Here is a 23,667-nt window from a genome sequence, read left to right as displayed (position 1 = left end):
GCCACCGCGGCCTTCGGCTGCCTCACCTGGGCGCTCGTCCTGTTCGGGCAGAACTCGACCTCGGTGTGACGGGAGTCGTTCCCCTACGGGAGCCTGCGCGTTCAGCACCCACTCGCCGGGGCCGATGCCGCCGCCCACCATGGCCGAGGAGATCATCCGCCACCCGGGGCCGAACTCCCACAGGAGCGACGCGAGACGGGCGCCGTCCTCGCGCCGATGGCTCAGGGACAGCATGCGGACCTCCTCAGACACCGGTCCCGGAAGCGTACAGACTCACGCGGGGCCGGGGTCCGCCGGGCGGATCAGATTGACCAGAGGACGGCCGTCGCTCCCCTGGTCGACGCGGACGTGGGCGCCGAAGTGCCGGGCGAGCAGCGGCTCGGTGAGCACCTCCTTGACCGGCCCCGAGGCGACGTGGCGCCCGTCCGCGATCAGGAGCATCGAGTCGGCGTACTGCCCGGCCAGGCTGAGGTCGTGGATGGTGGTCACCACCGTGAGCCCGTCGGCGAGGCGCAGGCGGTCGACCAGCTCCAGCACCTGCTGCTGGTGGCCGAGGTCGAGCGCGGTCGTCGGCTCGTCGAGCAGCAGCACGGGAGCCCGCTGGACGAGCGCGCGGGCGAGCACCACCCGCTGCCGTTCCCCGCCGGACAGGTGCCCGAGGGGCCGCGTCGCGAACGCCGACAGGTCCAGGCGCTCCAGCACCGAGCGGGTGACGTCCCGGTCGTCGTGGGTGTCCCTGCCGAGGTAGGAGATGTACGGCGTGCGCCCGAGCAGGGCGTACTCGAAGACGGTCAGCCCCGCCGGAAGCAGGGGACTCTGCGGCGCGTACGCCATCAGCCGGGCCCGCTGCCTCGGCTTGAGGTCGCGCGCGGGCACGCCGTCGACCAGGACCTCGCCGCGCGCCTCAAGCAGGCCCATCATGGCCCGGAGCAGGGTGGACTTGCCCGCGCCGTTCGGCCCGATGACCGCCAGCCACTCGCCGCCGCCCACCGACAGGCCGATCTCGGACAGGACCGGCCGCCCGTCCAGCGCGACCGAGAGGTCCCGCACCTCGATGGCGCTCACGCGTCCACCGACCGTGTCGCGCGCAGTACCCCGACGAAGAAGGGCGCGCCGATGAACGCGGTGACCACGCCGATCGGCAGCTCGGCGGGGGCGAGCACGGTGCGGGCGACCAGGTCGGCCAGCACCAAAAACGACGCCCCCGCCAGAAGCGACAGCGGGAGGACCACCCGGTACGACCCGCCCGCCAGCCGCCGCACGACGTGCGGCACCACGATGCCGACGAACCCGATGAGCCCGCTCACCGCGACCGCGGACGCGGTGGCCAGCGACGCCGCGCACAGGACGACGAGCCGGACGCGCCCCGCGTTGACCCCGAGGCTGACCGCCTCGTCGTCGCCGACCGACAGCACGTCCAGCAGCCGGCCGTGGGCGAGCAGGACGACCGTCGACACCAGGGCGTAGGGGGCGACGAGCCACACCTGCGTCCAGTCGCCGCCGATGCCCCCGAGGATCCACGAGTAGATGCGCTGCAACTGCTCGACGCGGAGCTGCTGCACGAAGGCCTGCAACGCGGACAGGAAGGAGGCCACCGCCACCCCGGCGAGCACCAGGGTGGCCGTGCCGCCGCCCCGGCCCGCCGTGTTGCCGAGCGCGTACGCCAGCAGCACGCCGCCGATCGCCCCGCCGAAGGCGGCGAGCGGCACCAGCCCGTCGACCTGGATCAGCACGATCATCAGGGTCGCGGTGAAGCCCGCACCGGCGGCGGCGCCGAGAAGGTAGGGATCGGCGAGCGGGTTGCGGAACACGCCCTGGTACCCGGCGCCCGCGATGGCCAGCAGGCCGCCGACCACCGCCGCCAGCACCACGCGGGGCAACCTGAGCTGGAAGACCAGCCCCCGCTCGACCGGCGACAGCCCGGAGTCCACCGAGACGAACGGCACCCGGTCGAGCAGTTCGAGCATGATGCCCTTGAGCGAGACGCCGGCCGCGCCGATCATCAGACCCGCGATCACGCAGATCACGAGCACGGCGAGGGCCGCGGCCAGCGCCGCCGGCCGCAGCCTCGCCGCGCGCGTCGTACCGGCGCCGCGCCGCCTCACGGGGCGCGACCTACCGGCGTCGCGCCGATTCACAGGGCGCGTCGTACCGGTGTCGTGCCGCTTCTCAGGGCGCGTCGTACCAGGGTCGTGCCGGTTCACGGGGCGTGTCGTTCCAGGTGTCCCATCGGGTCTCAGGCGGCGGCCTTCGTGACCGCCTCGTCAACGATCTTGACGAAGTCGACCACGCGCGGGCCCCAGCGTGAGGCGATGTCGTCGTCGAGCGTGATCACGCGGTCCTTCGCGATCGCCGACAGGCCTCCCCACCCCGGCCGTTTGGCGAGGGCCTCCTTGGACTGGCCGCAGCACTTGGTGTCGGCCAGGAAGATCAGGTCGGGGTCGGCCTTGGCGACGAACTCGCTGGAGAGCTTGGGGTACCCCCCGGCGGCCTCGGGGGCCGTGTCCGCGATGTTGGCGAGCCCGAAGAGCCCGTAGATCTGGCCGATGAACGTGCTGGACGTCACCGAGTACGGCGTGTTGTCCAGCTCGTGGAAGTAAGTGAGCTTCTTGTCCTTGGGCGCCGCGGCGACGATCTCGTCGATCTGCCGCTTCATGCCCGCGGCGAGCTCGTCGGCCTTGGCCTTGTTGCCGGTGGCGGCTCCGAGGTCGGCGATCTCGTCGTAGGTCTCGTCGAGCTTGGTGGCGGCCGGTTCGAGCAGGACCGGGATGCCGACCTTGGTCAGCGCGGCCACGATGCCGCCCGTGTCGTTGGCGAGCACGACCAGGTCGGGCTTCTTGGCGATGATCGCCTCGGCGTTGGGCTTGAAGCCGGACAGGTCCGACTTCGGGGCCTCGGCGGGGTAGGTCGACTGGTCGTCGACGGCGATGACCTGCGGTCCCGCGCCGATCGCGAACAGGCTCTCCGTGGCGCTCGGCGAGAGCGAGATGATCTGGGCGGGCTTGTGCCCGATGGTGACGGAGCCGTTGCCCGCCTGGACGGTGACGGGGAAGCCGCCGTCCTGCGAAGCGGCGGGAGCGGGGGTGGCGGCGGCGGTGGCGGTGGCGCTGCTTTCGGTGCCGGTGGACTGGCCGCATGCGGCCAGTGTCAGCGCACCCAGCAACGCGCCCGCCAAGGCCGTGCGTACGGGCCTCACGAGAGTTCCTCCTGTTGCCGGGAAATCGAGAGACCCGTGTGCTGACGGATCACCCTTTTCCACGAGGGTTGACGACGTCGGCGCGGCATGCAGGCGACCTGGCTCGACCCGAGGGGTCTCACAGTTGCGGGACAGCGCCGGACTCACACCGGACTTCGCTGCACGCTGCGCGTCAGACGAACGGTATCAACCAATGCCGCAACGGGATACGACGGGTGGAAAGCCTCACCACTCCAGACCGGCGGCTCAGGCGAGCTGCGCCTCGGCGGCGCTGATCAACTCCTGGAGGCGGAGCCCGTGGCGGGCGTCGAGGGGGTGGCCGCCGCCGCGCCGCACGGTCCGCGCGAACTCGGCGACCATGTCGGGGAAGACGTCGTAGCCGAGGTCCGCGCCGTCGAGGGTCTCGTCGCCGTGGCGGCCGAAGACGGCCACGTGCGAGGAGCCGTGCTCGACGCGGGCGGCCATGGTCAGCGACGCCTCGCTGACCGCGCCGCTCTGGTGCTCCAGCAGCAGTCCGGTCCACCCGAGCGGGTGGCCGTGGGCGCGGATGCCGACGACCGGACCGAGGGCGGCGTCGAGCATGTCGAGCATGTGCGGCCCCACGTCGAGGATGGCGCCGCGCTCCTTTCGCCACGGGGAGTCGATGGTGTACAGGGCTCCGGAGATGTTGCGGGCGTACCCGCCGAACGGCTCGATCGCGCGGACCCGTTCGAGGAACGCCTTGGTCGCGGCCGAGTAACGGAAGGTGAGCACCATCTGGGACGCCACCCCCGCCTCGCCCACGGCGTCGGCGAGGCGCTTGGCGCCGTCGAGGTCGGCCGCCAGCGGTTTCTCCAGCAGCAGCGCCTTGCCCGCCCTGGCGGCCCGCACGGCGAGCTCGGCCTGCACGCCCGGCGGCACGCAGAAGGCGACGGCCTCGCAGACCTCGAAGAGCTCCTCGACCCGCTCGTAGACCGGGGCTCCCAGCCTTGCGGCGGCCCTCGGCCTGCGCGCCCACACTCCCGCGAGCCGCGTGTGCGGCCCCGCCGCCAGCGCGGGGGCGTGTACCGCCTCCGCCCACGGCCCGGCTCCGATCAGACCTACCGCCACTGGCTCCACGGCGCTCAGCTCCCCGACGTACCGGACGATTCGCCGCGAGACTAGCCCAATCAGAACCTCGCGCGTGGGGTGATCACCATTCGACCAGAAGCGACGGCAGGCCCCGCCCGACGATGGACTTGCGGTACGCGAGCGGCTGGCCGGGCACCAGCCGCAGGCCGGGCAGCCGGCGGCCCAGCACCTCAAGGGCCGTACGGAGCTGGAGGCGCGCCAGCGCGGCCCCGACGCAGAAGTGGATGCCGTACCCGAACGTCATGTGCGCGTCGGAGTTCCCTCGCCCGAGGTCGAACTCCTCCGGCGCGGGGAAGACGGTCTCGTCGTGCGCGGCCGAGTCGGTGGAGAGCAGCACCAGCGAGCCCTCCGGGATGGTCACGCCGTGCAGCTCGATGTCGGTGAGGGCGTACCGGAAGGAGCCGAGGCTGGAGCCGTCGATGCGCATGCACTCCTCGACCGCGTTCTGGACCAGCTCGGGGGCCAGGGGCCAGGCGTCCTCACGCAGGAGCCTCAGCACGCTGTTGCCGAGCTGGTTGGGCACGGTGTCGTTGCCGCCCAGCAGGATCGTGGAGATCAGCTCGACGACCTCCCTGTGGGACAGCTCGGTTCCGATGAGCCCGGTCATCAGCGAGGTGAAGTCGTCACGCGGCTCGGCGGCGCGGGAGGCCACCAGCTTGTCGACGTAGTCCAGGTATTCGAGGAAGCTGCGCGCCAGCACGAGCTGCCGGTCGGGCGGCTGCGGCGACAGGAACAGCATGAACCAGTCCTTGACGTGCTCCTTGACGAACTCCTCGTCCTCCTCGGGCACGCCGATGAACCGGGCGCTGAGCTTGGCCGACGGCACGTGCCCGAGCTCCGCGACGAAGTCGCCCCCGCCCTGCGGCGCCACCCGGTCGAGGAGGTCCTCGTTGAGCCGCCGGAACCGCTCCTCCATCGCGGTGACAGCGCGCGGGGTGAAGGCCCGGGACACCGAACGGCGCAGCCGCGTGTGCGTGGGCGGGTCGACGTTGGCCACGAAGCTGGACAGGAAGGACCCGTGGTCGCCGAGCACCTTCCTGGTCTCGCCGGCGAGGCTCCGCGAGATCGTGAGCGACCCCTCGGAGGAGAACCGCCGCGCGTCCCCGTACGCCGCGCGCACGTCCTCGTGGCGGGTCAGGACGTACGCGTCCAGGTGCTCGCTGTGGAACACCGGCCGTTCGTGCCTGAGCCTGCGCAGGAAGTCGTACGGCGCGGCGACGTGCCAGTCGGAGGTGACGTCGAAGTCGGTGGCGGTGGCCGGTGAGGTGTTCTGCATGATCACGACCTCGGGGTGAGGATCCTGCGGGGGTTCTCGACGAGCATCTGGTGGATCTGGTCATCGGTCACGCCGCGCTTGCGCAGCTCGGGAAGGACGTCGCGGGAGATGTGCAGCAGGTGGTAGTTCGGGTGGCGCTCCCGTACGACCCGGGGGTCGAACCGGTCGTTGAAGCAGTAGGAGTCGTGCGACAGCACCATGCGGCCGGCGTGGCCGCGCGCGCACATCTCCGCCACGATGGCGACCCGGTCCTCGAACGAGCTGATCGTCTCGATGCCGAACCGGTCCATGCCGAGGAAGCTGCCCTCGGCGACCAGCTCTTCGAGATAGGCGGGGTCGGTGGAGTCGCCGGCGTGGCCGATGACGACCCGCGTCAGGTCCACGCCCTCGGAGGCCAGGAGCCGCTGCTGCTCCAGCCCGCCCCGCGAGGCGCTGTGGGAGTGGGTGGTGATCGGCGCCCCGGTCTCCAGGTGCGCCCGCGCGACGGCCCGGAAGACCCGCTCGCAGCCCGGCGTCATGCCCTGGTGGTCGGATGCGCACTTGAGGATCGCTGCCTTCACCCCGGTGCGGCCGATGCCCTCGGTGATGTCCCTGACGAAGAACTCCGCGAGCCGGTCGGGGCCGCCGAAGAGGCTGCCGGGGCCGCGGTTGCCGAAGTACGGCGGGAGGGCGTCGTAGGTGTAGAGCCCGGTGGCGACGACGATGTTGACGTCGGTCAGCTCGGCGACCCGCTGGACGGCCGGGACGTACCGGCCGAGGCCCACCACCGTCAGGTCGACCACAGTGTCGACGCCCTCGGCCTTGAGCGCGTCGAGCTTCCCCGCCGCCTCCCGCGCCCGGGTGTCGAGGTCCCATCCTTCGGGGATGTCCGGCCAGTTCCACAGGATCTCCGGGCTGAGGCCGAAGATGTGCTCGTGCATGAGCGTCGCCCCGAGTCCGGTCACCGGTCCTTTGACCGTGTGGACGGCCCCGTCCCGGTCAGGCATGGGAGACGACCGGGAACCTCGGGTGGTCGAAGGGCGCGTTGACCCGGAGGCCGAGGCCGTCGGTCTGCTTGTACGGCGTGCCGGTGTAGAGCGCGTCCGCGTCGAAGTAGGTGACCGTGAACGACAGGCGCGGGGTGTCCCCGCGGTTGGCCCCCGCGCCGTGCACGGTCAGCGCGTGGTGGACGGTCGCGTCGCCGGCCCGCAGGTCCAGGGGAGGCGACAGCTCCAGCGCTTTGAGCCACGGGTGCTGGGTGAGCTGGTCGTCGCCGTCGCGGGTGAAGCTCCGTCCGAGGACGCCGTGCCGGTGGGAGCCGTTGTAGAACCGCAGGCTGCCCATCTCGGCGGGGACGTCGGCGAGCGCCAGCCAGACGGTCAGCATCGCCGAGCGGTCCATCGGCATCCAGGGGAAGTCCTGGTGGAACTCGGTCGCGCCGTGCCCGCCGTCGCCAGGTTCCTTGATCAGCAGGTTCGTCACCTGGACGCGCACGCCCCTGACGCCGTGCAGCAGCCGGGTGGCGCACCGGCCCATCGCGGCGTCGAAGGCCAGGTCGTGGAAGGCCTCGTCGGACTCGGCGACGTCCCTGGACTGGCCGAACGCCTGGTCGACCAGGGTGGCGCGCTCGCGCGAGCGGACGCGCAGGTGACCGAGCGCCCGCTCGCGCAGTCCGTCCACCAGGGCGGGATCCACGAGCCGCGGCAGCCGTACCCAGCCGTTCTCCTTGAAGGATTCGACCTCATGATCGGTCACGTCGCGGACCGGAGCATTGGTGGCCATTGCCCCAGTTTCGAACCAACCCCACCCCTAAAGCAAGCGCTTGGTAGCGGTAGGTCGTCCCCTGGCGGCCGGAACCTCTTGCGACCAAGACCACTTAAGTCGTCGGCCCGGCCCGGCATCGCCGCCGCACAGCCCCCTGTCATCGGCGCGGACCCGTGTCCGAAACTGATCATTGAGCCGGGTCCCGGTGATTTGTCTGACCGAAAATCTTGCTCCTGGTCAGATTATCGTGGTAGATCATTCACCACGTGGCATTTGCCATGACAGTAGCCGCTTGTCTCGTTTGCGGCCCTTGTGACACGCGGCGTTTCCAGATCGGCGCCCCCAACGAAGGGCGTCCCGCCACGCCGCGTGGTTCCGGGTGGCTCAAGGTTGGAGATCGTGGAGATGCCGGTCGATATCGGCGCCGGGCAGGCCCGGCGGACCAGACGGGGCCCCCTCTCCCGGGTGATGCCGAAGATCGCGCGCGATCCCGTCAACGGCCTCGCGGAGATCGGGATGCGGGCCGGCGGAGAGGTCGTACGGCTGAAGCTCGGCCTGTTCCGGCCGTATCTGGTGACCCACCCGGACCACGTCCAGCACGTGCTGCGCGGCAACTGGACCAACTACACCCGCCAGGGCATGTTCTGGCGGCCGTTGAACCGCCTGCTCGGAGCCGGCATCCTCGGCGACGGCCCCTCCTGGGAGTCCAGCAGGAAGATCCTCCAGGCGCTGTTCACGGCCAAGTACATCGCCTCGCTGGCCGGCGTGGTCGCCAAGACGGTCGACGAGCGGGTCGCCGAGCTGGAGGAGCACGCCCGGTCGGGGAGCCCGGTCGACGCCGCGCACGAGATGGCCGCCATCGTCAACCAGAGCACCGTCAGGGTCCTGTTCGGGGACAGGATCTCCCGGCGGGACAGCGAGCGGCTGATGTCCGCCTACCACACGGCCGACGCGGCGGTCACGTTCCGGCTGCTCATGCCTTTCATGCCGTACTCGCTCCGCATGCCGGGCGACCGGGCCTTCATGGACGCGGTCGGCGCCGTCGACGACGTGGTGTTCCCGGTGATCCGGCAGGCCAAGGAGCGGCCGGGGACCGGCGAGGGCCTCGACGTCGTCTCCGCGCTGTGCCGCGCGCGCGGCCCCGGCGGGGAGGAACGGGACGACCGGCAGATCCGCGACGACCTGGTCAGCGTGTACGCGGCGGCGTCGGAGACGACGGCGACCACGCTGACGTGGCTGTGGCCGGACCTGGATGCCCACCCGGAGGTCGCCGCCAGGCTGTACGCCGAGATCGACCGCGTGGTCGGCACGGGCCCCGTGCTGCCCTCGCACGTGCCGGAGCTGCGCTACACCAAGATGGTCCTCCAGGAAGTGATGCGCCTGCACCCGGCGGGCTGGCTGTTCCCCCGCATGGCCGTGCGGGACGAGATCGTCGGCGGCGTGCGCGTGAGGGCCGGCTCGATGGTGCTGATCAGCCCGTACGCCACGCACCGGCTTGAGGAGTTCTGGGACCGGCCGCTGGAGTTCGACCCCGAGCGGTTCTCGCCGGACGACCAGCGGCGGCGGCACCGTTACGCCTACTTCCCCTTCGGCGGCGGCGCGCACCAGTGCCTCGGCCAGCACCTTTTCTACATGGACGCGCCGCTCATGGTCGCCTCCATCGTGAGCCGGTTCCGTCCGGCGCTGCTCGGCCGTGGGCCGTTCACACCCGCGCCCACGGCGTTGCTGCGCCCCCGGGGGAAGGTCGAGCTGCGGCTCCTTCCCGTCGAGTACGCCGCGCGAGGCTCGCGGTGACGGACGACGACGCGAGACTCCCAGTGACAGACGACGACACCGGACTCCCAGTGACAGACGACGACGCGAGACCCCCGATGACAGGCGGCGACGCGAGCGGCCGTACCCCCGGCCAGGGCCGGTGGCCGGGGGCGACGGACTCGGGAACCATCTGCGCCGTGGCCGGGCGGTCGCAGCGGGACATGCAGGAGTGGCTGGCCGCCTATCCCGAGCTGTTCCCTGCCCGGCCGTTCGACGCCGCGCTGTCGAGCACGCTGTCGATGGCCATGGCGTTCAGCGGTCCGTGGTTCACAGCCGAGCAGCTGCGGATGGCGAACAAGGTGTGCCTGTGGGCCTTCGCCCTCGACTGGCTCGTGGACTACGTCGCCACCTCGACGGAGGAGGTGGAGGCCATCGCCCGCCGGTGCCTCGCGGTCGCCGGCGGCGCCGAGCCGGTGCCCGGGGACGAGCTCACCCGCTTCCTCGCCGACATCCGCGCGGAGCTGGCGGCGGCGCCCGCGTTCGCCGTGCTCGGCCCGGTCTGGCGCGATGAGCTCCAGCGCATGCTGGACGCGATGAGCCGCGAGCGCGGGTGGCGAAGCTCCGGCGTCACGCCCTCGCTGGAGGAGTACCTGGACAACGCCGACAACCTCGGCTTCTCCTTCGCCTTCGCGTCCCATCTGATCCACACCGGCGGACCCTCCGATCCGGACGACCTGACGGGCGTCCGCGAGGCCAGTTGGGCGGTGCAGCGGGTGATCCGCCTGCTCAACGACCTCGGGACGTACGAGAGGGACCTGAAGTGGGGCGACCTCAACGCCCTGCTGCTCGGCGTGACCCGCGAGGAGGTCGACCGGCACGTCTCCCTGCTGGCCGAGCGGAGCCGGAAGCTGATCGGCCCTCTGCACGAGAGCCATCCGCACATCGCCGGCTATCTGGAACGCCAGATGGACTTCTGCGCGGGCTTCTACCGACTCGCCGACTACTGGGGAACGATTTGAGCGTCCACGACTTCGTCTCCGCGCCCGCCCGTGCGTTCACGCTCCACATGGCGAGCAGGTTCCAGACGGCGGATACCGCCTCCACCGGCACGGTCGAGGTGATGGCCGAGGCCCGCGCGCTGGTGGCCGGGCTCCTGGCGCGGCCGTGGGGGAACGCCTCCCCGTCGGTGTACGAGACCGGGCGGCTGGTGTCCCTGGTCCCCTGGCTCGCCGGGCACAGTGAGCGGCTCGCGTACCTGGTGGCGGCCCAGCGGCCGGGCGGCGCCTGGGGCCCGCACAACGACTACGCCCTGGTCCCTACGCTGAGCGCTACCGAATCCCTGCTGGCGGAGCTGGCGCGGGGCTCCGGCGACCCCGGCGGCCTGGCCGAGGCGGCGGGCCGGGGACTGCACGCCTTGTACCGCTGGTCACGGCGGGACTACGGCTCGCCGCTTCCCGACATGCCGGCGATCGAGCTCATCGTCCCGTCGCTGATCGCGTCGGTCAACCGCCATCTTCGCAACCTCAAAGACGCACCGCTGGACGGACTGCGCACGTGGGCGGGGGTGCCGCCCCTCCCCCTTCCGGCCGGCATGGACCAGACCAGGCTGGAGATGATCCGGGCGCGCCTGCGGTCGGGCGCCCCGCTTCCCGAGAAGCTGACGCACGCCCTGGAGGTGGCGGGCGACGCGGTGTTCCAGGCTCCCGGCGTCCGCCCGACGGCGGCGGGGACCGTCGGAGCGTCCCCGGCGGCCACCGCCGCGTGGCTCGGCGACCTCGGAGCGCGCGAACCCGGCCACCCGGCGCGGCTGCACCTCCAGACGGCGGCGGCTCAGCACGGCGGGCCCGTGTCGTGCGCCGTCCCCATCACCGTGTTCGAGCGCGGCTGGGTGCTGAGCTGGCTGGCGCGCGCCGGGATCCCCGTCACCGTCCCGGAAGAGCTGATGGCGAGCCTGGGCGAGGGGCTCGGCCCCGGCGGCGTGGCCGCGGGCCCTGGGCTGCCTGCGGACGCGGACACCACCTCGGTGGCGCTGTACGCGCTGGCGCTGCTCGGCGCCCCGCGCGAGCCCGACAGCCTGCTGAACTACCACACGGGCACGCACTTTTGCACGTGGCAGGGCGAGCAGGGCTTCTCCACCACGGTCAACGCCCACGTGCTCGACGCCTTCGGCCAGTACGTCGCCACCCGCCCCGGCGCGCGGGCGCGGTACGGCGAGCCGATGGACCGGCTCGCGGGCTGGCTGCGCGGGCGGCAGAATCCCGACGGGAGCTGGTCGGACCGCTGGCACGCCTCGCCGTACTACGCGACGGCCTGCTGCGCGCTGGCGCTCGGCGAGTTCGGCGGCGCGGCCTCGGAGCAGGCCGTACGGCGAGCGGTGCGCTGGGTGCTGTCGACGCAGCGCGCGGACGGGTCATGGGGCCTGTGGCGCGGCACGGCGGAGGAGACCGCGTACGCGATGCACCTGCTGCTGATGACGGGCCCGCCGTACGAGCAGGCGGAGCGGCAGGCCGCCAGGGGGTACGCGTACCTCCTGCGCTCGACCTGGCCGGGCGGTTCCGGCGACCCCGGGGCGCCGGGGTGGGAACAGGCGGAAGAGCACCCGCCGATGTGGCACGACAAGGACCTCTACCTGCCGGTGGCGATCGTCAGGGCGGCCATCCTCGGGGCGCTGCACCTCGCGCAGCGTAACCCGACGTCGGACCGCAACCATGTCACCGGAGCATGAGACCTCGCATATCCGACAAACGTGAGAGAGAATGATAAAGCAGAATCACTGACTGGATATCTTTACATGATTGACATGCAACTGTCGGTATCCCATTTCGCATCATGCTAGGGTTCCCGAGTATGATCCGGTGAAATACCGTCCTACCACGCGATACGGCGCCATATAGCGACATAGGGTTATTAGCCGAACCGTGATGTGGGTTCCTGACTTTCGCCAGGGATGGAGTTATGCGCAACCGCAACTCGCGTGTTCGGACCAAGGTCACGGCGCTGATCGTGTCGCTTGTCGCCCTGTGGGGGTTCGCCGCCTGGGTGACCCTGCGTGAGGGACTCAACGTCCTGTGGGTGCAGACCCTCGACGCGGGTGTGGCCCAGCCGAGCGAGCGACTGAGGGTGGAGCTCCAGCGCGAGCGCCGGCTCACCGTGGTCCTTCTGGGCGACCCCACCTCCAGCCGACAGCGCGAGGCCCTGGCCGCCCAGCGTTCCAGGACCGAGGCGGCGAGCGTCGACTTCCGCCGCGAGGCCACCGGCAGCGGCGTGCGCCAGGCGGCCGGTGACGCGCTGAACCGCCGGATCGACGAGGCGTACAGGGAACTGCAGATCCTCGGGCCCCTCCGCAAGCAGGTCGACGCCGGTCAGACCGACCGCGTCAGCGCCTCCGCGACGATCACCCAGGTCATCGACTCCATGTACCGCGTCTACGACTCGATGGCCACGCTGGACGACGCCGGGTTCGCCAAGGACACCCGCACCTTCGTCGAGCTGAGCCGGGCGGTGGAGCTCCTCGCGCAGGAGGACGCCCTGGTCGCCGGCGCGCTGGCGGCCGGCGGCCTGAGCGGGACGGAGCACTCGCGGTTCGCCCAGGCCGTGGGCGCCCAGCGGTTCCTCATGGCACGGACGGCGGCCGAACTGCCCCCGGCCGACCAGGTCTCCTACGACCAGATGGTGAAGAGCGAGCCGTACAACCGGCTCCGCCGCCTTGAGGACCAGCTCATCGAGACGGGGCAGCCGGAGCTGGCCTCCATCGACGGCGAGCGCTGGAAGTCGGCCACAGGAGCGGTCCTCTCGCGCCTCGACAAGCTCGTTGCCGACGGCGGCCACGCGCTCGTCGAGCGCGCGCGGCCCATCGCCATCGGCGTCGTCGTACGGCTGGCGCTCGCCGGCGGCCTCGGCCTGCTGGCGGTCATCGCGTCCATCGTCCTGTCCATCACCACCGCACGCGCCCTCGTACGGCGGCTGGAGGAGCTGCGGACCGCCGCCCTGGAGCTCGCCGCCCGGCGGCTGCCCGGCGTCGTCGAGCGCCTCGGCCGGGGCGACGACGTGGACGTGGCCACCGAGGCGCCGCCGCTCTCGGTCGGCAACGACGCGATCGGTCAGGTCGGCCAGGCCTTCAACACCGTGCAGGAGACGGCCATCCGGGTCGCGGTCGAGCAGGCCGAGCTGCGGCGCAGCTACCGGGGCATCCTCCTCAGCCTGGCGCGGCGCACCCAGTCGCTCGTACACAGGCAGCTGACCATCCTCGACGCCATGGAGCGCCGCGAGACCGAGCCGGGCGAGCTGGCCGACCTGTTCCGCGTCGACCACCTGGCCACCCGGATGCGGCGCAACGCCGAGAACCTCATCGTCCTGTCCGGCGCCTCCCCCGGTCGCGCCTGGCGCCGGTCGGTGCCCATGGTGGATGTCGTACGGGGCGCGCTCGCCGAGGTCGAGGACTACACCCAGGTGACGTTGATGCCCATGGGTGAGGCCGAGCTGGCCGGACGGGCCATCGGCGACGTGATCCACCTGCTCGCCGAGCTCATCGAGAACGCGGTCTCCTTCTCCCCGCCGTACGCCTCGGTCCACGTCAGCGGCCAGGAGGTGGCCAGGGGCTACGTCGTTGAGATCGAGGACCGCGGCCTCGGCATGACCCCCGAAGACCTGGCCGAGGCCAACGACCGGATCGCGGACCCGCCCGAGTTCAAGCTGACCGGGACGCCCCGGCTCGGCCTGTACGTGGTCAGCCGCCTGGCCTCGCGCCACCAGATCCAGGTCACGCTGAAAGCCTCCCCCTACGGCGGCACGACCGTCATCGTCCTGATACCCCGCGAGCTGATCAACGGCGAGGTCGACACCGACATGGATCTCGGTACCGATTCCGACGCGCTGCCCGGCAGGCAGCTCCCCCCCGGCACGACGCAGGGCCAGCCGGGCAGGCACCGCACGACCGGGGAGTTCCCCGTGCAGGCCGGCGGCCCCCGGGATCCCGGCCCGTTCCTGCTGACGGCGGTCCCGAACTGGGACGACGATCGGAGCGAGCCCATGCCGGTCGTCCCCGCGCAGGGCCAGGCGGATCACGGGCCGTCCTCCCTCACGCAGGCGCCCTCGTACGACCAGGAGGCGTTCGAGCCGTCGTCCCTCGGGACGTCCGTCTTCGACCAGCCCTCCCGCGGGGACTCCAGCGAGCCCGAGGAGTACACCCCCTCCGGCCTGCCCCGGCGCGTCGCCCAGGCGCACCTGGCCCCGGAGCTGCGCCGCGAGCCGGCCCCCGCCCCCGGCGACGCCACGGAGGACGACGACGACGACCTTTCCCCCGAGGATCTCCGGCGGCTGATGGGATCCTTCCAGAGCGGCACCGAGCGCGGGCGGTCGGAGGCCGCCAGGTTGCCGCGCCGCCTGGACCCCGACCCGGGGCCGGGCGACGAGCCGCCGACGCGCTACCAGTAAGGGTTTGGATCTTCTCCTGGCAGGTAGGCCGTGGAGATCGACCAGACGACGCAGTGAACAGTGTGAGCCGGTAAAAGAGGACAGCGAGTGATGCAAAGGACCAGTTCCCCCGCCGATCTGACCTGGTTGCTGGACGACCTGGTCGCGCGGGTGAGGGAAGCCGAGCACGGGATCGTCCTGTCCACCGACGGACTGCTCCTGGCCACGTCGCGAGGTCTCGGCCAGGCCGACGCCGAGCACCTGTCGGCCGTGGCGGCGGGGATCCAGAGCCTCGCCCAGGGGGCCAGCGAGCGGTTCGGCGGCGGGGCCGTACGCCAGACCATCATCGCGCTGAAGTCGGCGTATCTGGTGGTGACGGTGGCGGGCGAGGGCGCGTGCCTGGCGGTCCTGTGCGCGCACGACGCCGACGTGGGCCTTGTCGCCTACGAGATGGCCATGCTCGTGACCCGGGTCGGTCAGTACCTCACCTCGCCGGCACGCTCGGAGACCCCTTCGCCAAGGAATGAGGGCGCCCGATGACGAGCCTCTCCGACGACCCCGCAGAGGAACAGTGGCTCGACGACGAGGCCGGACGGATCGTCCGCCCGTACGTCATGACGCGCGGGCGCACGCAGCCGAGCCGGGGTCAGATCGACCTCATCACCCTCGTGGTGACCATCAACCCGGGGATCTCGGCGGAGCCGGGCCTTGGGCCCGAGCACCACACCATCGTCAGGCTCTGCGAGCGGCCGCTGTCGGTCGCCGAGATCGCCGCCCACCTGGACCTGCCGGCGGGCACCGTCCGGGTGCTGCTCGGCGACCTCGTCGACCGGGGCTTCGTCGCCATCCAGGAGCCCGTGCGCGAGATGGACGTTCTCGATCTGGAAACCTACAAGGCGGTGCTCAATGGACTCCGGACGCTCTAACCGCGACATCGGACGGGTGAAGCTGCCCACCGCGATCAAGATCCTGATCGCGGGTGGGTTCGGAGCGGGGAAGACGACCATGGTCGGCTCGGTGTCGGAGACCCGGCCGCTGCGCACCGAGGAGCTGCTGACCGACCGGGGCGTCGGCGTCGACGACCTGTCGGGGGTGGAGGCCAAGAAGACGACCACCGTCGCCATGGACTTCGGCCGCATCTCGATCGGCGACGCCCACGTGCTCTACCTGTTCGGCACCCCGGGCCAGGAACGGTTCTGGTTCGTCTGGGACGAGCTGGCGCTGGGCGCGATGGGCGCCGTGGTGATCGCCGACACCCGCCGCCTGGCCGACTGCTTCCCTTCGGTCGACTACTTCGAGCGGCGCGGCACGCCGTTCGTCGTCGCGGTGAACTGCTTCGAGGGCGCCAAGCGCTACGACCTCGACGAGATCCGGATGGCCCTGGACCTGGGCCCGGACATCCCCGTCGTGCTGTGCGACGCGAGGCAGAAGGATTCGAGCAAGAAGGTGCTGGTCACCCTGGTCGAGCACGCCATGGACACCCGCACGCGCAAACCCCTCCCCACCCAGACCCCCGCCACCCGCTGACCTCGGCCCATCCCCTCTACCACCGGCCTTCGCGACCCACCGGCCTCGGTTAGGCTGCGCGGGTGATCGACGAGATTCGTGCGCTGCTGACCCGTCACCTGCCCGGACGCGAGGTCCGATCGATCACCAAGCTGGGCGAGGGCTTGGACAACGTCGCTTACGAGGTCGACCGTGAGCTGATCGTCCGGGGAAGCAAGGAGACCGACCCGGCCGTACGTGCCGAGACGACCCGGCGCGAGGCCGAGCTGCTCGAAGCGGTCGCCCGGTTGTCCCCTCTGCCGGTCCCCGAACCGGTGTTCGCCGACCTGGACGCGGGGTTCCTGGCGTACGTCAAGCTCCCCGGCGTTCCCCTCATCGGCCACCCGGTCGCCGAACCGGCGCGGCTGGCGGGCCCGCTCGGCGGATTCCTCAGCAGCCTGCACCGGGCGCCGGTGCAAGAAATGGAGAAGCTGGCGCCCAGGGAGTCCTACCCGCTGGTCTCCTGGAGAGACGACGCCGAACGGGACTACCGGAAGGTCGTGCGGCACGTGCCGGCCGTGGCTCGTCGTCTTGTCGAGGACTTCCTCGCACGCACCCCGCCCGCCGAGCCCCAAGTCGCGGCGTTCTGCCACAACGACCTCGGCGGCGAGCACCTGCTCGTGAACGTACGGGCGAGCGCCATCACCGGCGTCATCGACTGGACCGACGCCGCCGTCACCGATCCGGCCTGCGACCTGGCGCTGATCTTCCGCGACCTCGGCCCGGAGGTCTTCGAGCCGACGCTCTCCCACTACGACGGCACTTTCGACGACGCCGACCGCGAGCGCGCCGCCTTCTACGCCCGCTGCTCGCTCCTGGAGGACCTCGCGTACGGCATGGCCGACGGGGCTACCCGCTACAGGGACTCGGCTCTGGCCCACCTCACCGGGACCTTCACCCACTGACCGAGCCGCCGAGTGGGCGATTCCAAGAGGGAGCCGGGGGCCTCAGCCGTCGACGGTGACGGTGCTGTACTCGTAGCGGGTGTCGCCGTTCTCGTCTCCCTTGTGCTGACGGCCCGTCATGACCTGGGGGGCGTACCCGTGGGCGGAGTGGCTGCGTTCCTTAGCGAACGCGGTCCAGAACCGAGGGGTGAGCCGCACCTGAGTTCCGCGCCAGTGCAGCGTACCGGTGAGGTAGGACGTCAGGCCGTTCTCGTCGCCAAGGTGCTTCCTGCCGAGGAGGACATGGTTGAGGGGACCGGCGAAGTAGGAGTTGCTCTCCTTGCCGGCGAGGGTCCAATTCCCGGTCTGTACCGAGGCCGGTTCACCGTTGACGAGGACCTGGGCGCACCCGTACGTGGTCCAGCCGTTCTCGTCCCCCATGTGGGCGCGGTCCACCATCACCTCGCCGGCTGTGCAGGTGAAGGTGCTGTCAGGTTCTCTGAGGGTGATCTTGGGTCCGAAGACGAACTCGATTTTCGGTGCCGCGTCCGCGGACGCCATCGCGTACGCGGGGGCCGCGGTCAGGGTGGCCAGAGTGGCCGCCATCGCGACAATCAGGGCCTTGTTGAGCATGTCCATGTCCTCCGGTTCGCGTCCTGCTTGTCCCGACATGCGCCGGAAGCACGGGTACCGGCGGCTCGCCATCCCTGACGCCGGGGTTCCGGCAGGTGCGACCGGCGACCTCGTCCCCGGGGTCGTCCGCGCGCCGGGAAGTCCGGGTACAGGAATCGATCACATCGTGGCCGTCACCGCACCGCCGGATCGTCCGCCTGCGAGGTGAGTGCCGGTCCGCCTCGGAGATGACTTCCGGCACCTGAACGGGTGACCACGGCGTTGACGCCCCACTTCGCGGGCGGCTCGGAGTGAAGCTCAGAGACTGCCCATCGGGGTTCGTACCCTCACGAACGGCGACGACTGCCGAAGCCCGCTTCGTTGCTGTTTGACGACAAATCGCCCCCGCGACCCATCCCTACGAACAGCCCAAACCTGGACAGAGTAGGGTCTTCCGGGTCATATATGGCGCAGGCAAGGAAGAGAATGATCGGCACCCCGGACGGTTTCCGCGCCGTACGCTGGGACATCCCCAGGGACCCCATGATCCTCGGAGACGTCCGGGGCATGGTCCGGCAGACCCTCATCAAGTGGCAGCTCGCCGTATCGAGTGATCTCACCGACGACATCGTGCTCGCCACGACCGAGGTGCTGAGCAATGCCGTCCTGTACGGGCTGCCGCCGATCCAGCTGACGCTCCGGGTGACGGGAGAGACGGTGTCCGCCGAGGTCAGCGACCATGGCACGGGACGGCCGGAGCGGAGCCCCGAGGACGACGACGCCGAGCACGGCCGCGGCCTGACCATCGTCGAGGCCCTGTGCGACGAGTGGGGCATCCTTCCCGATCAGGACGGCACGGGGAAGACCGTCTGGTTCCGCAAGAAGTGCCCGCATCCGGGCCACGAACCGCACGAGGGCGAGCACCAGGCAGAGACCCCCGGGTAAGGCACCGGCCTCGGCGCCGACCCCACCGCTGAACACCACCCGGCGCCAGAAGCCAGGCGAGGATCCCAACCTCTGGATCATCTCTACGAGCTCACTCGGGCCAGGCGGAGTTCTGGATCACCTCTACGAAGTCGATGTGTCTGAAGCCGGGGACGAAGTGTTCGAGGACGTCGGCGTTGACCGTGCCGAAGGTGGTGCCGGGGCGGTCCTTGAAGCCGTCGGTGAAGGCGGCGAGGATCTGGCGCTTGAAGTCGGGACGGGGGTGGGCGGCCGTGACCGCCGCGATGTCGTCCGGGTCGAGTTCGTCGTAGCCGATGCCGAGGACGTCGGTCTCGACCCCGGCCGTCACGAGCGCGATCTCCGGTTCGAGCCGGTACGGCACCTCCGGGGTGGTGTGCAGCGCGATGCCCTGCCACACCTTGCGGATGTCCTCCTCGGGGAACCCGTGCGAGGTGAGGAATCGGCGCGCCTCGTCGGCGCCGTCCATCTCGAACCGCTGGTCGGTACGGCGGTAGGTCTCGGTCAGCCCGAGGTCGTGGAACATCGCGCCGACGTACAGCAACTCCGGGTCCGCTTCGAGTCCGAGCCGCCGCCCTTTCAGCGTCCCGAAGAGGAAGACGCGGCGCGAGTGGTCGTACAGCAGCGGGGGCGCCGCGTCCCGGACGAGCTCGGTGGCCTCGTCCGCGAGCGCCGAGTCGGGAATGGTGACGCCCGCGATGGTCTCGCTCATCTCAGTGGTCTCCTCGCACGTCAGGCATGGGGGCGTGTCCTTGGCGCGTCCACTTCCCGCGACTGCCCGTGAGGGAGTGAGTGCCCCGTTCCGGGGTGGCGCTGTCTCCAGAAACGGGCAAGATCCGCTGAGGGTGGCATCGGCTCGCTCGGGCGGGTGATCTCGTCGCGCCGCCGGCCGCGGTCGTTGGGCTCGTACCGGGTAGGGGAATCCAGAAGGCTTCCGTGGGATGGGACGGCGGCCTAGTCTTTAGCAAGCGCTTGCTCGTATGGGCTCGAAAGGAGACCCCGCCGTGAAGAGGCCGTTCCGGTTCGCCGCCGTCATCCGCGAGGCCGACACCGCCAAGTCCTGGGCGGACAAGGCCCGGCGCCTGGAGGACTCCGGTTTCGACGTGCTGCTCGTCCCCGACCACCTGACGGGCCCGCGGTTCGCCCCCGTCGCCGCGATGACGGCCGCCGCCTGCGCGACCACGCGCCTTCGCGTCGGCACGCTGGTGTTCGCCAACGACTTCCGGCACCCCGCGGTGCTCGCCAAGGAGACCGCGACCGTCGACGTCCTGTCCGAGGGCCGCGTGGAGGTCGGCCTCGGCACCGGCTGGATGGCGGCCGACTACACCGCCGCCGGCCTCCCCCTGGACCCGCCGGGCGTGCGCGTGGACCGGCTCGCCGAGGGGATCGCCGTGCTCAAGGGGCTCTGGTCGGACGGGCCGTTCGGCTTCGAGGGCGAGCACTACCGGATCACCGGCCTCGACCAGCGGCCCAAGCCCGTGCAGCGGCCTCACCCGAAGCTGCTGCTCGGAGGCGGCGGGCCGCGCGTGCTGAGGCTCGCGGCCCACGAGGCGGACGTGATCAACCTGGCCAGGCTGGTACGTGCCGACGGTTCCGGTCCCGACGGAGCCGACTCCGGCCTGGACGCGTTCGTGAAGAAGATCGACATCGTCCGTACCGCCGCCGGTGAGCGGTACGAGGCGATCGAGCTCGGCACCAGCGTCCTGCAGGTCGGCATACGCAGGTCCGAGGCCGCGTGGAGCGCCGCCGACTCCAGCGGGCAGGACGAGACGCCCCAGGTGCTGCTCGGCTCCCACGACGAGATCGTGGAGAAGCTCCGCCGCTGGCGCGACGAGCACGACCTCTCCTACTACGTCCTGCACAACGAGCCTGACCTGGACGCCTTCACCCCGATCGTCGAAGAGCTCGCCGGACGGTAGATGATGGTCCGATATGGACGAACTCATTCTCCTGCGTCACGGAGAGACCGAGTGGAGCCGGGACGGCCGGCACACCGGGCGTACGGACCTCCCGCTCACGCCCAAGGGTGAGGAGCAGGCCCGCGCCCTCGCGCCCGCACTGAAGGACGAGCGGTTCTCGCTCGTCCTGGTCAGCCCCGCGCTGCGCGCCCGGCGTACGGCGGAGCTCGCCGGGCTGACCGGGTACGAGCTCGACGCGAACCTCTGGGAGTGGGACTACGGAGGTTACGAGGGCATCACGACCGCCGATATCAGGAAGCGACGTCCCGGCTGGTACCTGTGGCGCGACGGCGTGATCCCCGGCGACGCCGAGCATCCGGGAGAGTCGGTCGAGCAGGTCGCCGAGCGGGCCGACAAGGTGATCGCACGGGTCCTCCAGGCCGAGGGCACGGTGGTCCTGGTCTCCCACGGTCACTTCCTGCGCGTGCTCACCGCCCGGTGGCTCGCCCTTCCCCCGCGGGACGGCCGCTTCTTCACGCTCGACACCGGCACGATCTCCGTCCTCGGCTTCGAACACGAAGAACACGCCATCGCCCGCTGGAACGCCCCCGTACCGGGCCGCGATCTCTGACGCGATCCGCCGCCCGGCGGAGGGTCACGGGGCCAGGCGGGAGCCGGGGAAGGGGGCCAGGAGGGTCTCGCGCCAGGGGCCGTCGAGGAAGTTCCTCGCGCGCTTCGCCCAGTCGAGCAGGCGCGGGTCGGCCTCGACCTCGTCGTCCAGGCCGAGTGCGGCGTCCCTGGCCCGCTGGGTGGACAGGTGGTCGTCCAGGGACACGCCCCAGATCGTGACGACCTCGGTGTCGCAGAAGAGCACCTCGTACAGGCCGACGAGCCGGTGGCCGTGGTCGGCGAGGACGGGGGCTCGCTCCTCCTTCACGGCCGCGAGGTAGTCGAGGGCCGCTCCGGGTCGCACCTGGGCGCTCTCGAACAGGTAGAACGGCGCCGCGTACCCCTCGGCGAGCAGGGAGGCGACGGCCGGGCTGCCGTCCACGGCGCCGAGCGGGCGCGAGAAGGCCGAGAAGCGCAGGTCGTCGATGTCGGACAGGAAGAGCCTGTCGTCGACGCCGTCGTAGATGTTCATCATCTGGCGCCAGCCGCCGTCCCAGCCGCCGTGGCAGTCCCACAGCGTGACGGCCTTGAACTGGGGGTGGCCGGTGATGCCCACCGCGTAGAAGGCGCCGACCAGGTCGATCTCCCGTGACCGGATCGACAGGCCCTTGGTGAGCTCGGGGCGGTCGAGCCGCTGGTCTTCCTTCTTGTACCTGGTCAGCCAGGTGAGGTACTCAAGCGGCTTGCGCGAGTTCATCGGCCGGAAGTCGACCTCTTCGATCAGATAGATCCCACGGCGCATCGAGACCTCCAAAACCAAGCTAACGCTTGGTCGAAGACTAGCCTCGCGGCGGCGGCCGTACAAGAAGCCGTGAGCGGGCACGGGACGATCAGCGGTCGTGCCCGCGAGGAGAGGTCAGCCGGCGACGGGCTGAGGCTGGGGGCCCCGGCCGGTCAGCCATTCGAGCACCCTGTGGTGGCCACGGCGGGCGTCCTCGAAATGACCCCAGCGCCAGTATCTGGGCTGGTCCCTGACTCCCGTCACCCAGGTGCGGTAGGAGACGGGACGGGCGCCGTCCTCCTCGGTGGAGGCCGCGGACGCGACGCCGTACGTACGGATCACGACGCGGCCCCCTGGTGCGAACAGCACGTCGTCGGCTACGGGGTAGAGAGTCATCTGGTCCAGCATCACGGCCCCCACGAGAACTTCAGGAAGTGGACAGACCCAGTGTGCCGGATCGATGAACGACCCCGGTTACACGATCGGCGCTCTCCGGTTAACCGGACTCGCGATATGTGAACAGGGTGTTACGCGACCAGATTGTCGAACTCGCCATCCTTGACGCCGAGCACGAGCGCCCGGATCTCGTCTCGGGTGTAGATGAGGGCTGGACCGTCCGGGAAGCGCGAATTCCGGACGGCGACGCCCCCGTCGGGGAGTTTGGCAAGCTCGACGCAGTTACCCTGCGAGTTGCTGTGAACACTCTTTCGCCACGCGACGCCGGTTAGGCTCGTGGCCGGCATTCCGTTATACGGCTGGTTCATCTAGGTCTCTCTAAGTATGTCGCCGAGTATCTCGGCAGTGCCCCCGGGAGTTGTGCTCTCGATGCACAGCTGTTCCATGGCGGTGAGGTACGGATCAATGTCCTCACGCTTGTCCAGATAGAGGGCACCCCACAGCTGCTCGACGTAGACCACGTCCGACAGGTCGGACTCTGGAAAACGCAGGATGGTGAACGCTCCACCCTCGGCCGCATGCATACCGAACTGGAACGGCATCACCTGCAATGTGATGGCCGGCAGGCTCGCGACCGCCATCAGGTGCTGCAGCTGCTCATACATGATCTCCTTGCCGCCGATGGGCCGCCTCAGAGCGGCCTCGTCGATGACAGCCCAGAGTTTCGGTCCGTCCTCACGGGTGAGACGTTCCTGCCGCTGCATACGCAGATGCACACGGCGCTCGATCTCCTCCTCCGTGACGTCGGGGTACCCGAGCCTGATCACCGTCCGGGCGTACGCGGCGGTCTGCAGGAGACCCGGGACGAACTGCACCTCGTAGGTGCGGATCACCGAGGCCGCCTCTTCGAGCCCGACGTACGTCGAGAACCATGTGGGAAGCAGGTCGCTGTATTTGTGCCACCATCCGGGAGTATTGGCCTCACGGACCATTTCGAGCAGCCCACGGCGATCGGCGTCGTCGTTGACGCCATAGAGCGTGAGCAGATCCTCGACATCACGCGTCTTGAACCCGACCCGTCCGAGCTCCATCCGGCTGATCTTGGACTCGGAAGCGCGGATGTGGAATCCCGCGACCTCACGGGTTAGCCCGCGTTCCTCACGCAGCCTGCGTAGGCTGGCGCCCAACATGATGCGCCGAACCGTTGAGCCGGAACCAGGCGGGTCGATGGACACGTGCTTTCCTCCGGTTGTGGACTGGTTCACAGTCTGTCAAAGATCGCGCGTGTGGACCCCCTTCGGTCTTACTTCCCGTGGCCCACCGTACCGGTTGCACGGCCCTTCTGCACGTGCATTCGCTCTTGCACCTGCACACGAGTTTGCACCATCATGATCTCGTGCACTCCACGGACCTGACACGTGGGCAAACCCAGTGGTCGGCCAACGATTGGTGGCCTCCCGCCGGCTGGTGGCCCCACCCAGCGCGCG

At 70.4% G+C, this 23,667-nt stretch carries 24 protein-coding genes, 1 pseudogene and 1 riboswitch; of the genes and pseudogenes, 11 read left to right on the top strand and 14 right to left on the bottom strand.

What is annotated here, in order from left to right; genetic code table 11:
* From AB0B89_RS21620 to AB0B89_RS21585, 8 genes and pseudogenes are all read right to left on the bottom strand, one after another.
* A pseudogene (locus AB0B89_RS21620) lies at nucleotides 1-234 on the bottom strand (hypothetical protein); the annotation flags it as partial.
* Between the two features lie 39 nt (nucleotides 235-273).
* A complete protein-coding gene (locus AB0B89_RS21615) occupies nucleotides 274-1,065 on the bottom strand; it encodes an ABC transporter ATP-binding protein (RefSeq protein WP_358555524.1) in 792 nt (263 codons plus the stop codon).
* Nucleotides 1,062-2,018 (bottom strand): iron ABC transporter permease, encoded by a 957-nt coding sequence (locus AB0B89_RS21610; RefSeq protein WP_358555533.1) that lies wholly within the window; start codon nucleotides 2,016-2,018, stop codon nucleotides 1,062-1,064. Before AB0B89_RS21610 ends, AB0B89_RS21615 begins: the two co-directional genes overlap by 4 nt.
* A 218-nt stretch (nucleotides 2,019-2,236) precedes the next feature.
* Nucleotides 2,237-3,196: an ABC transporter substrate-binding protein gene (locus AB0B89_RS21605; RefSeq protein ID WP_358555521.1), complete on the bottom strand. Its 960-nt coding sequence runs from the start codon at nucleotides 3,194-3,196 to the stop codon at nucleotides 2,237-2,239.
* A gap of 44 nt (nucleotides 3,197-3,240) precedes the next feature.
* Nucleotides 3,241-3,380, bottom strand: a riboswitch (adenosylcobalamin (AdoCbl) riboswitch).
* A gap of 62 nt (nucleotides 3,381-3,442) precedes the next feature.
* Nucleotides 3,443-4,285 (bottom strand): Gfo/Idh/MocA family oxidoreductase, encoded by an 843-nt coding sequence (locus tag AB0B89_RS21600; protein WP_358555518.1) that lies wholly within the window; start codon nucleotides 4,283-4,285, stop codon nucleotides 3,443-3,445.
* Nucleotides 4,286-4,367: 82 nt separating this feature from the next.
* Nucleotides 4,368-5,582, bottom strand: coding sequence for a cytochrome P450 (locus AB0B89_RS21595; protein ID WP_358555515.1), 1,215 nt, complete (start codon nucleotides 5,580-5,582; stop codon nucleotides 4,368-4,370).
* Between the two features lie 2 nt (nucleotides 5,583-5,584).
* The gene (locus AB0B89_RS21590; protein ID WP_358555512.1) at nucleotides 5,585-6,568 is read right to left on the bottom strand and encodes a phosphotriesterase-related protein; all 984 of its coding nucleotides are present in this window, start codon (nucleotides 6,566-6,568) and stop codon (nucleotides 5,585-5,587) included.
* The gene (locus tag AB0B89_RS21585) at nucleotides 6,561-7,316 is read right to left on the bottom strand and encodes a phytanoyl-CoA dioxygenase family protein (protein WP_358555509.1); all 756 of its coding nucleotides are present in this window, start codon (nucleotides 7,314-7,316) and stop codon (nucleotides 6,561-6,563) included. The genes AB0B89_RS21590 and AB0B89_RS21585 overlap by 8 nt, the downstream gene beginning before the upstream one ends.
* Nucleotides 7,317-7,730: 414 nt before the next feature.
* On the opposite strand from AB0B89_RS21585, the gene AB0B89_RS21580 reads away from it, so the two are divergent.
* From AB0B89_RS21580 to AB0B89_RS21545, 8 genes are all read left to right on the top strand, one after another.
* Nucleotides 7,731-9,119, top strand: coding sequence for a cytochrome P450 (locus AB0B89_RS21580; RefSeq protein ID WP_358555530.1), 1,389 nt, complete (start codon nucleotides 7,731-7,733; stop codon nucleotides 9,117-9,119).
* 50 nt (nucleotides 9,120-9,169) lie between these two features.
* Complete coding sequence (locus tag AB0B89_RS21575; protein WP_358555506.1) at nucleotides 9,170-10,099, top strand: terpene synthase family protein; 930 nt, start codon at nucleotides 9,170-9,172, stop codon at nucleotides 10,097-10,099.
* Complete coding sequence (locus tag AB0B89_RS21570) at nucleotides 10,096-11,805, top strand: prenyltransferase/squalene oxidase repeat-containing protein (protein ID WP_358555503.1); 1,710 nt, start codon at nucleotides 10,096-10,098, stop codon at nucleotides 11,803-11,805. Before AB0B89_RS21575 ends, AB0B89_RS21570 begins: the two co-directional genes overlap by 4 nt.
* A 230-nt stretch (nucleotides 11,806-12,035) precedes the next feature.
* Nucleotides 12,036-14,513, top strand: coding sequence for a nitrate- and nitrite sensing domain-containing protein (locus AB0B89_RS21565; protein WP_358555500.1), 2,478 nt, complete (start codon nucleotides 12,036-12,038; stop codon nucleotides 14,511-14,513).
* A 90-nt stretch (nucleotides 14,514-14,603) separates the two neighbouring features.
* Nucleotides 14,604-15,032 (top strand): roadblock/LC7 domain-containing protein, encoded by a 429-nt coding sequence (locus AB0B89_RS21560; protein ID WP_358555497.1) that lies wholly within the window; start codon nucleotides 14,604-14,606, stop codon nucleotides 15,030-15,032.
* Nucleotides 15,029-15,418: a DUF742 domain-containing protein gene (locus AB0B89_RS21555; RefSeq protein ID WP_358555494.1), complete on the top strand. Its 390-nt coding sequence runs from the start codon at nucleotides 15,029-15,031 to the stop codon at nucleotides 15,416-15,418. Before AB0B89_RS21560 ends, AB0B89_RS21555 begins: the two co-directional genes overlap by 4 nt.
* Nucleotides 15,399-16,019 (top strand): ATP/GTP-binding protein, encoded by a 621-nt coding sequence (locus AB0B89_RS21550; RefSeq protein WP_358555491.1) that lies wholly within the window; start codon nucleotides 15,399-15,401, stop codon nucleotides 16,017-16,019. The genes AB0B89_RS21555 and AB0B89_RS21550 overlap by 20 nt, the downstream gene beginning before the upstream one ends.
* 62 nt (nucleotides 16,020-16,081) lie before the next feature.
* Nucleotides 16,082-16,942 (top strand): aminoglycoside phosphotransferase family protein, encoded by an 861-nt coding sequence (locus tag AB0B89_RS21545; RefSeq protein ID WP_358555488.1) that lies wholly within the window; start codon nucleotides 16,082-16,084, stop codon nucleotides 16,940-16,942.
* 42 nt (nucleotides 16,943-16,984) lie between these two features.
* Here the strand turns inward: AB0B89_RS21545 and AB0B89_RS21540 are convergent, their stop codons facing one another.
* Nucleotides 16,985-17,554 carry a hypothetical protein gene (locus tag AB0B89_RS21540; protein WP_358555485.1) on the bottom strand — a complete coding sequence of 190 codons (570 nt, stop codon included), beginning with the start codon at nucleotides 17,552-17,554 and terminating at the stop codon, nucleotides 16,985-16,987.
* 465 nt (nucleotides 17,555-18,019) lie between these two features.
* Here AB0B89_RS21540 and AB0B89_RS21535 point away from each other — a divergent pair, with 465 nt between their 5' ends.
* On the top strand, nucleotides 18,020-18,478 hold the full coding sequence (locus AB0B89_RS21535) for an ATP-binding protein (RefSeq protein WP_358555482.1): 459 nt from the start codon (nucleotides 18,020-18,022) through the stop codon (nucleotides 18,476-18,478).
* Nucleotides 18,479-18,569: 91 nt separating this feature from the next.
* Here AB0B89_RS21535 and AB0B89_RS21530 read toward each other — a convergent pair whose 3' ends face one another.
* A complete protein-coding gene (locus AB0B89_RS21530; protein WP_358555479.1) occupies nucleotides 18,570-19,208 on the bottom strand; it encodes an HD domain-containing protein in 639 nt (212 codons plus the stop codon).
* 292 nt (nucleotides 19,209-19,500) lie between these two features.
* Between AB0B89_RS21530 and AB0B89_RS21525 the strand changes: the two genes are divergently transcribed.
* A complete protein-coding gene (locus AB0B89_RS21525; RefSeq protein WP_358555476.1) occupies nucleotides 19,501-20,415 on the top strand; it encodes a TIGR03621 family F420-dependent LLM class oxidoreductase in 915 nt (304 codons plus the stop codon).
* 13 nt (nucleotides 20,416-20,428) lie between these two features.
* Entirely contained in the window at nucleotides 20,429-21,025 is a 597-nt protein-coding gene (locus AB0B89_RS21520; RefSeq protein ID WP_358555473.1) for a histidine phosphatase family protein, read from the top strand.
* 24 nt (nucleotides 21,026-21,049) lie between these two features.
* On the opposite strand, the gene AB0B89_RS21515 is transcribed toward AB0B89_RS21520, so the two are convergent.
* The 4 genes from AB0B89_RS21515 to AB0B89_RS21500 all read right to left on the bottom strand — a co-directional run bounded on the left by AB0B89_RS21515 (nucleotide 21,050) and on the right by AB0B89_RS21500 (nucleotide 23,370).
* Nucleotides 21,050-21,805 (bottom strand): hypothetical protein, encoded by a 756-nt coding sequence (locus AB0B89_RS21515; protein ID WP_358555470.1) that lies wholly within the window; start codon nucleotides 21,803-21,805, stop codon nucleotides 21,050-21,052.
* Nucleotides 21,806-21,919: 114 nt separating this feature from the next.
* Nucleotides 21,920-22,180, bottom strand: coding sequence for a hypothetical protein (locus tag AB0B89_RS21510; protein WP_358555467.1), 261 nt, complete (start codon nucleotides 22,178-22,180; stop codon nucleotides 21,920-21,922).
* 131 nt (nucleotides 22,181-22,311) lie between these two features.
* On the bottom strand, nucleotides 22,312-22,548 hold the full coding sequence (locus AB0B89_RS21505) for a DUF397 domain-containing protein (protein WP_114033524.1): 237 nt from the start codon (nucleotides 22,546-22,548) through the stop codon (nucleotides 22,312-22,314).
* Nucleotides 22,549-23,370, bottom strand: a complete 822-nt coding sequence (locus AB0B89_RS21500) for a helix-turn-helix transcriptional regulator (protein ID WP_358555527.1) — start codon at nucleotides 23,368-23,370, stop codon at nucleotides 22,549-22,551.
* Between the last annotated feature and the right edge of the window lie 297 nt (nucleotides 23,371-23,667).

The organism is Sphaerisporangium sp. NPDC049002, from assembly GCF_040649355.1.
In the GTDB taxonomy this organism is placed as follows: domain Bacteria; phylum Actinomycetota; class Actinomycetes; order Streptosporangiales; family Streptosporangiaceae; genus Sphaerisporangium.
Note: the sequence above shows the minus strand (reverse complement) of the source record. Positions and strands in the feature narration are given on the sequence as shown.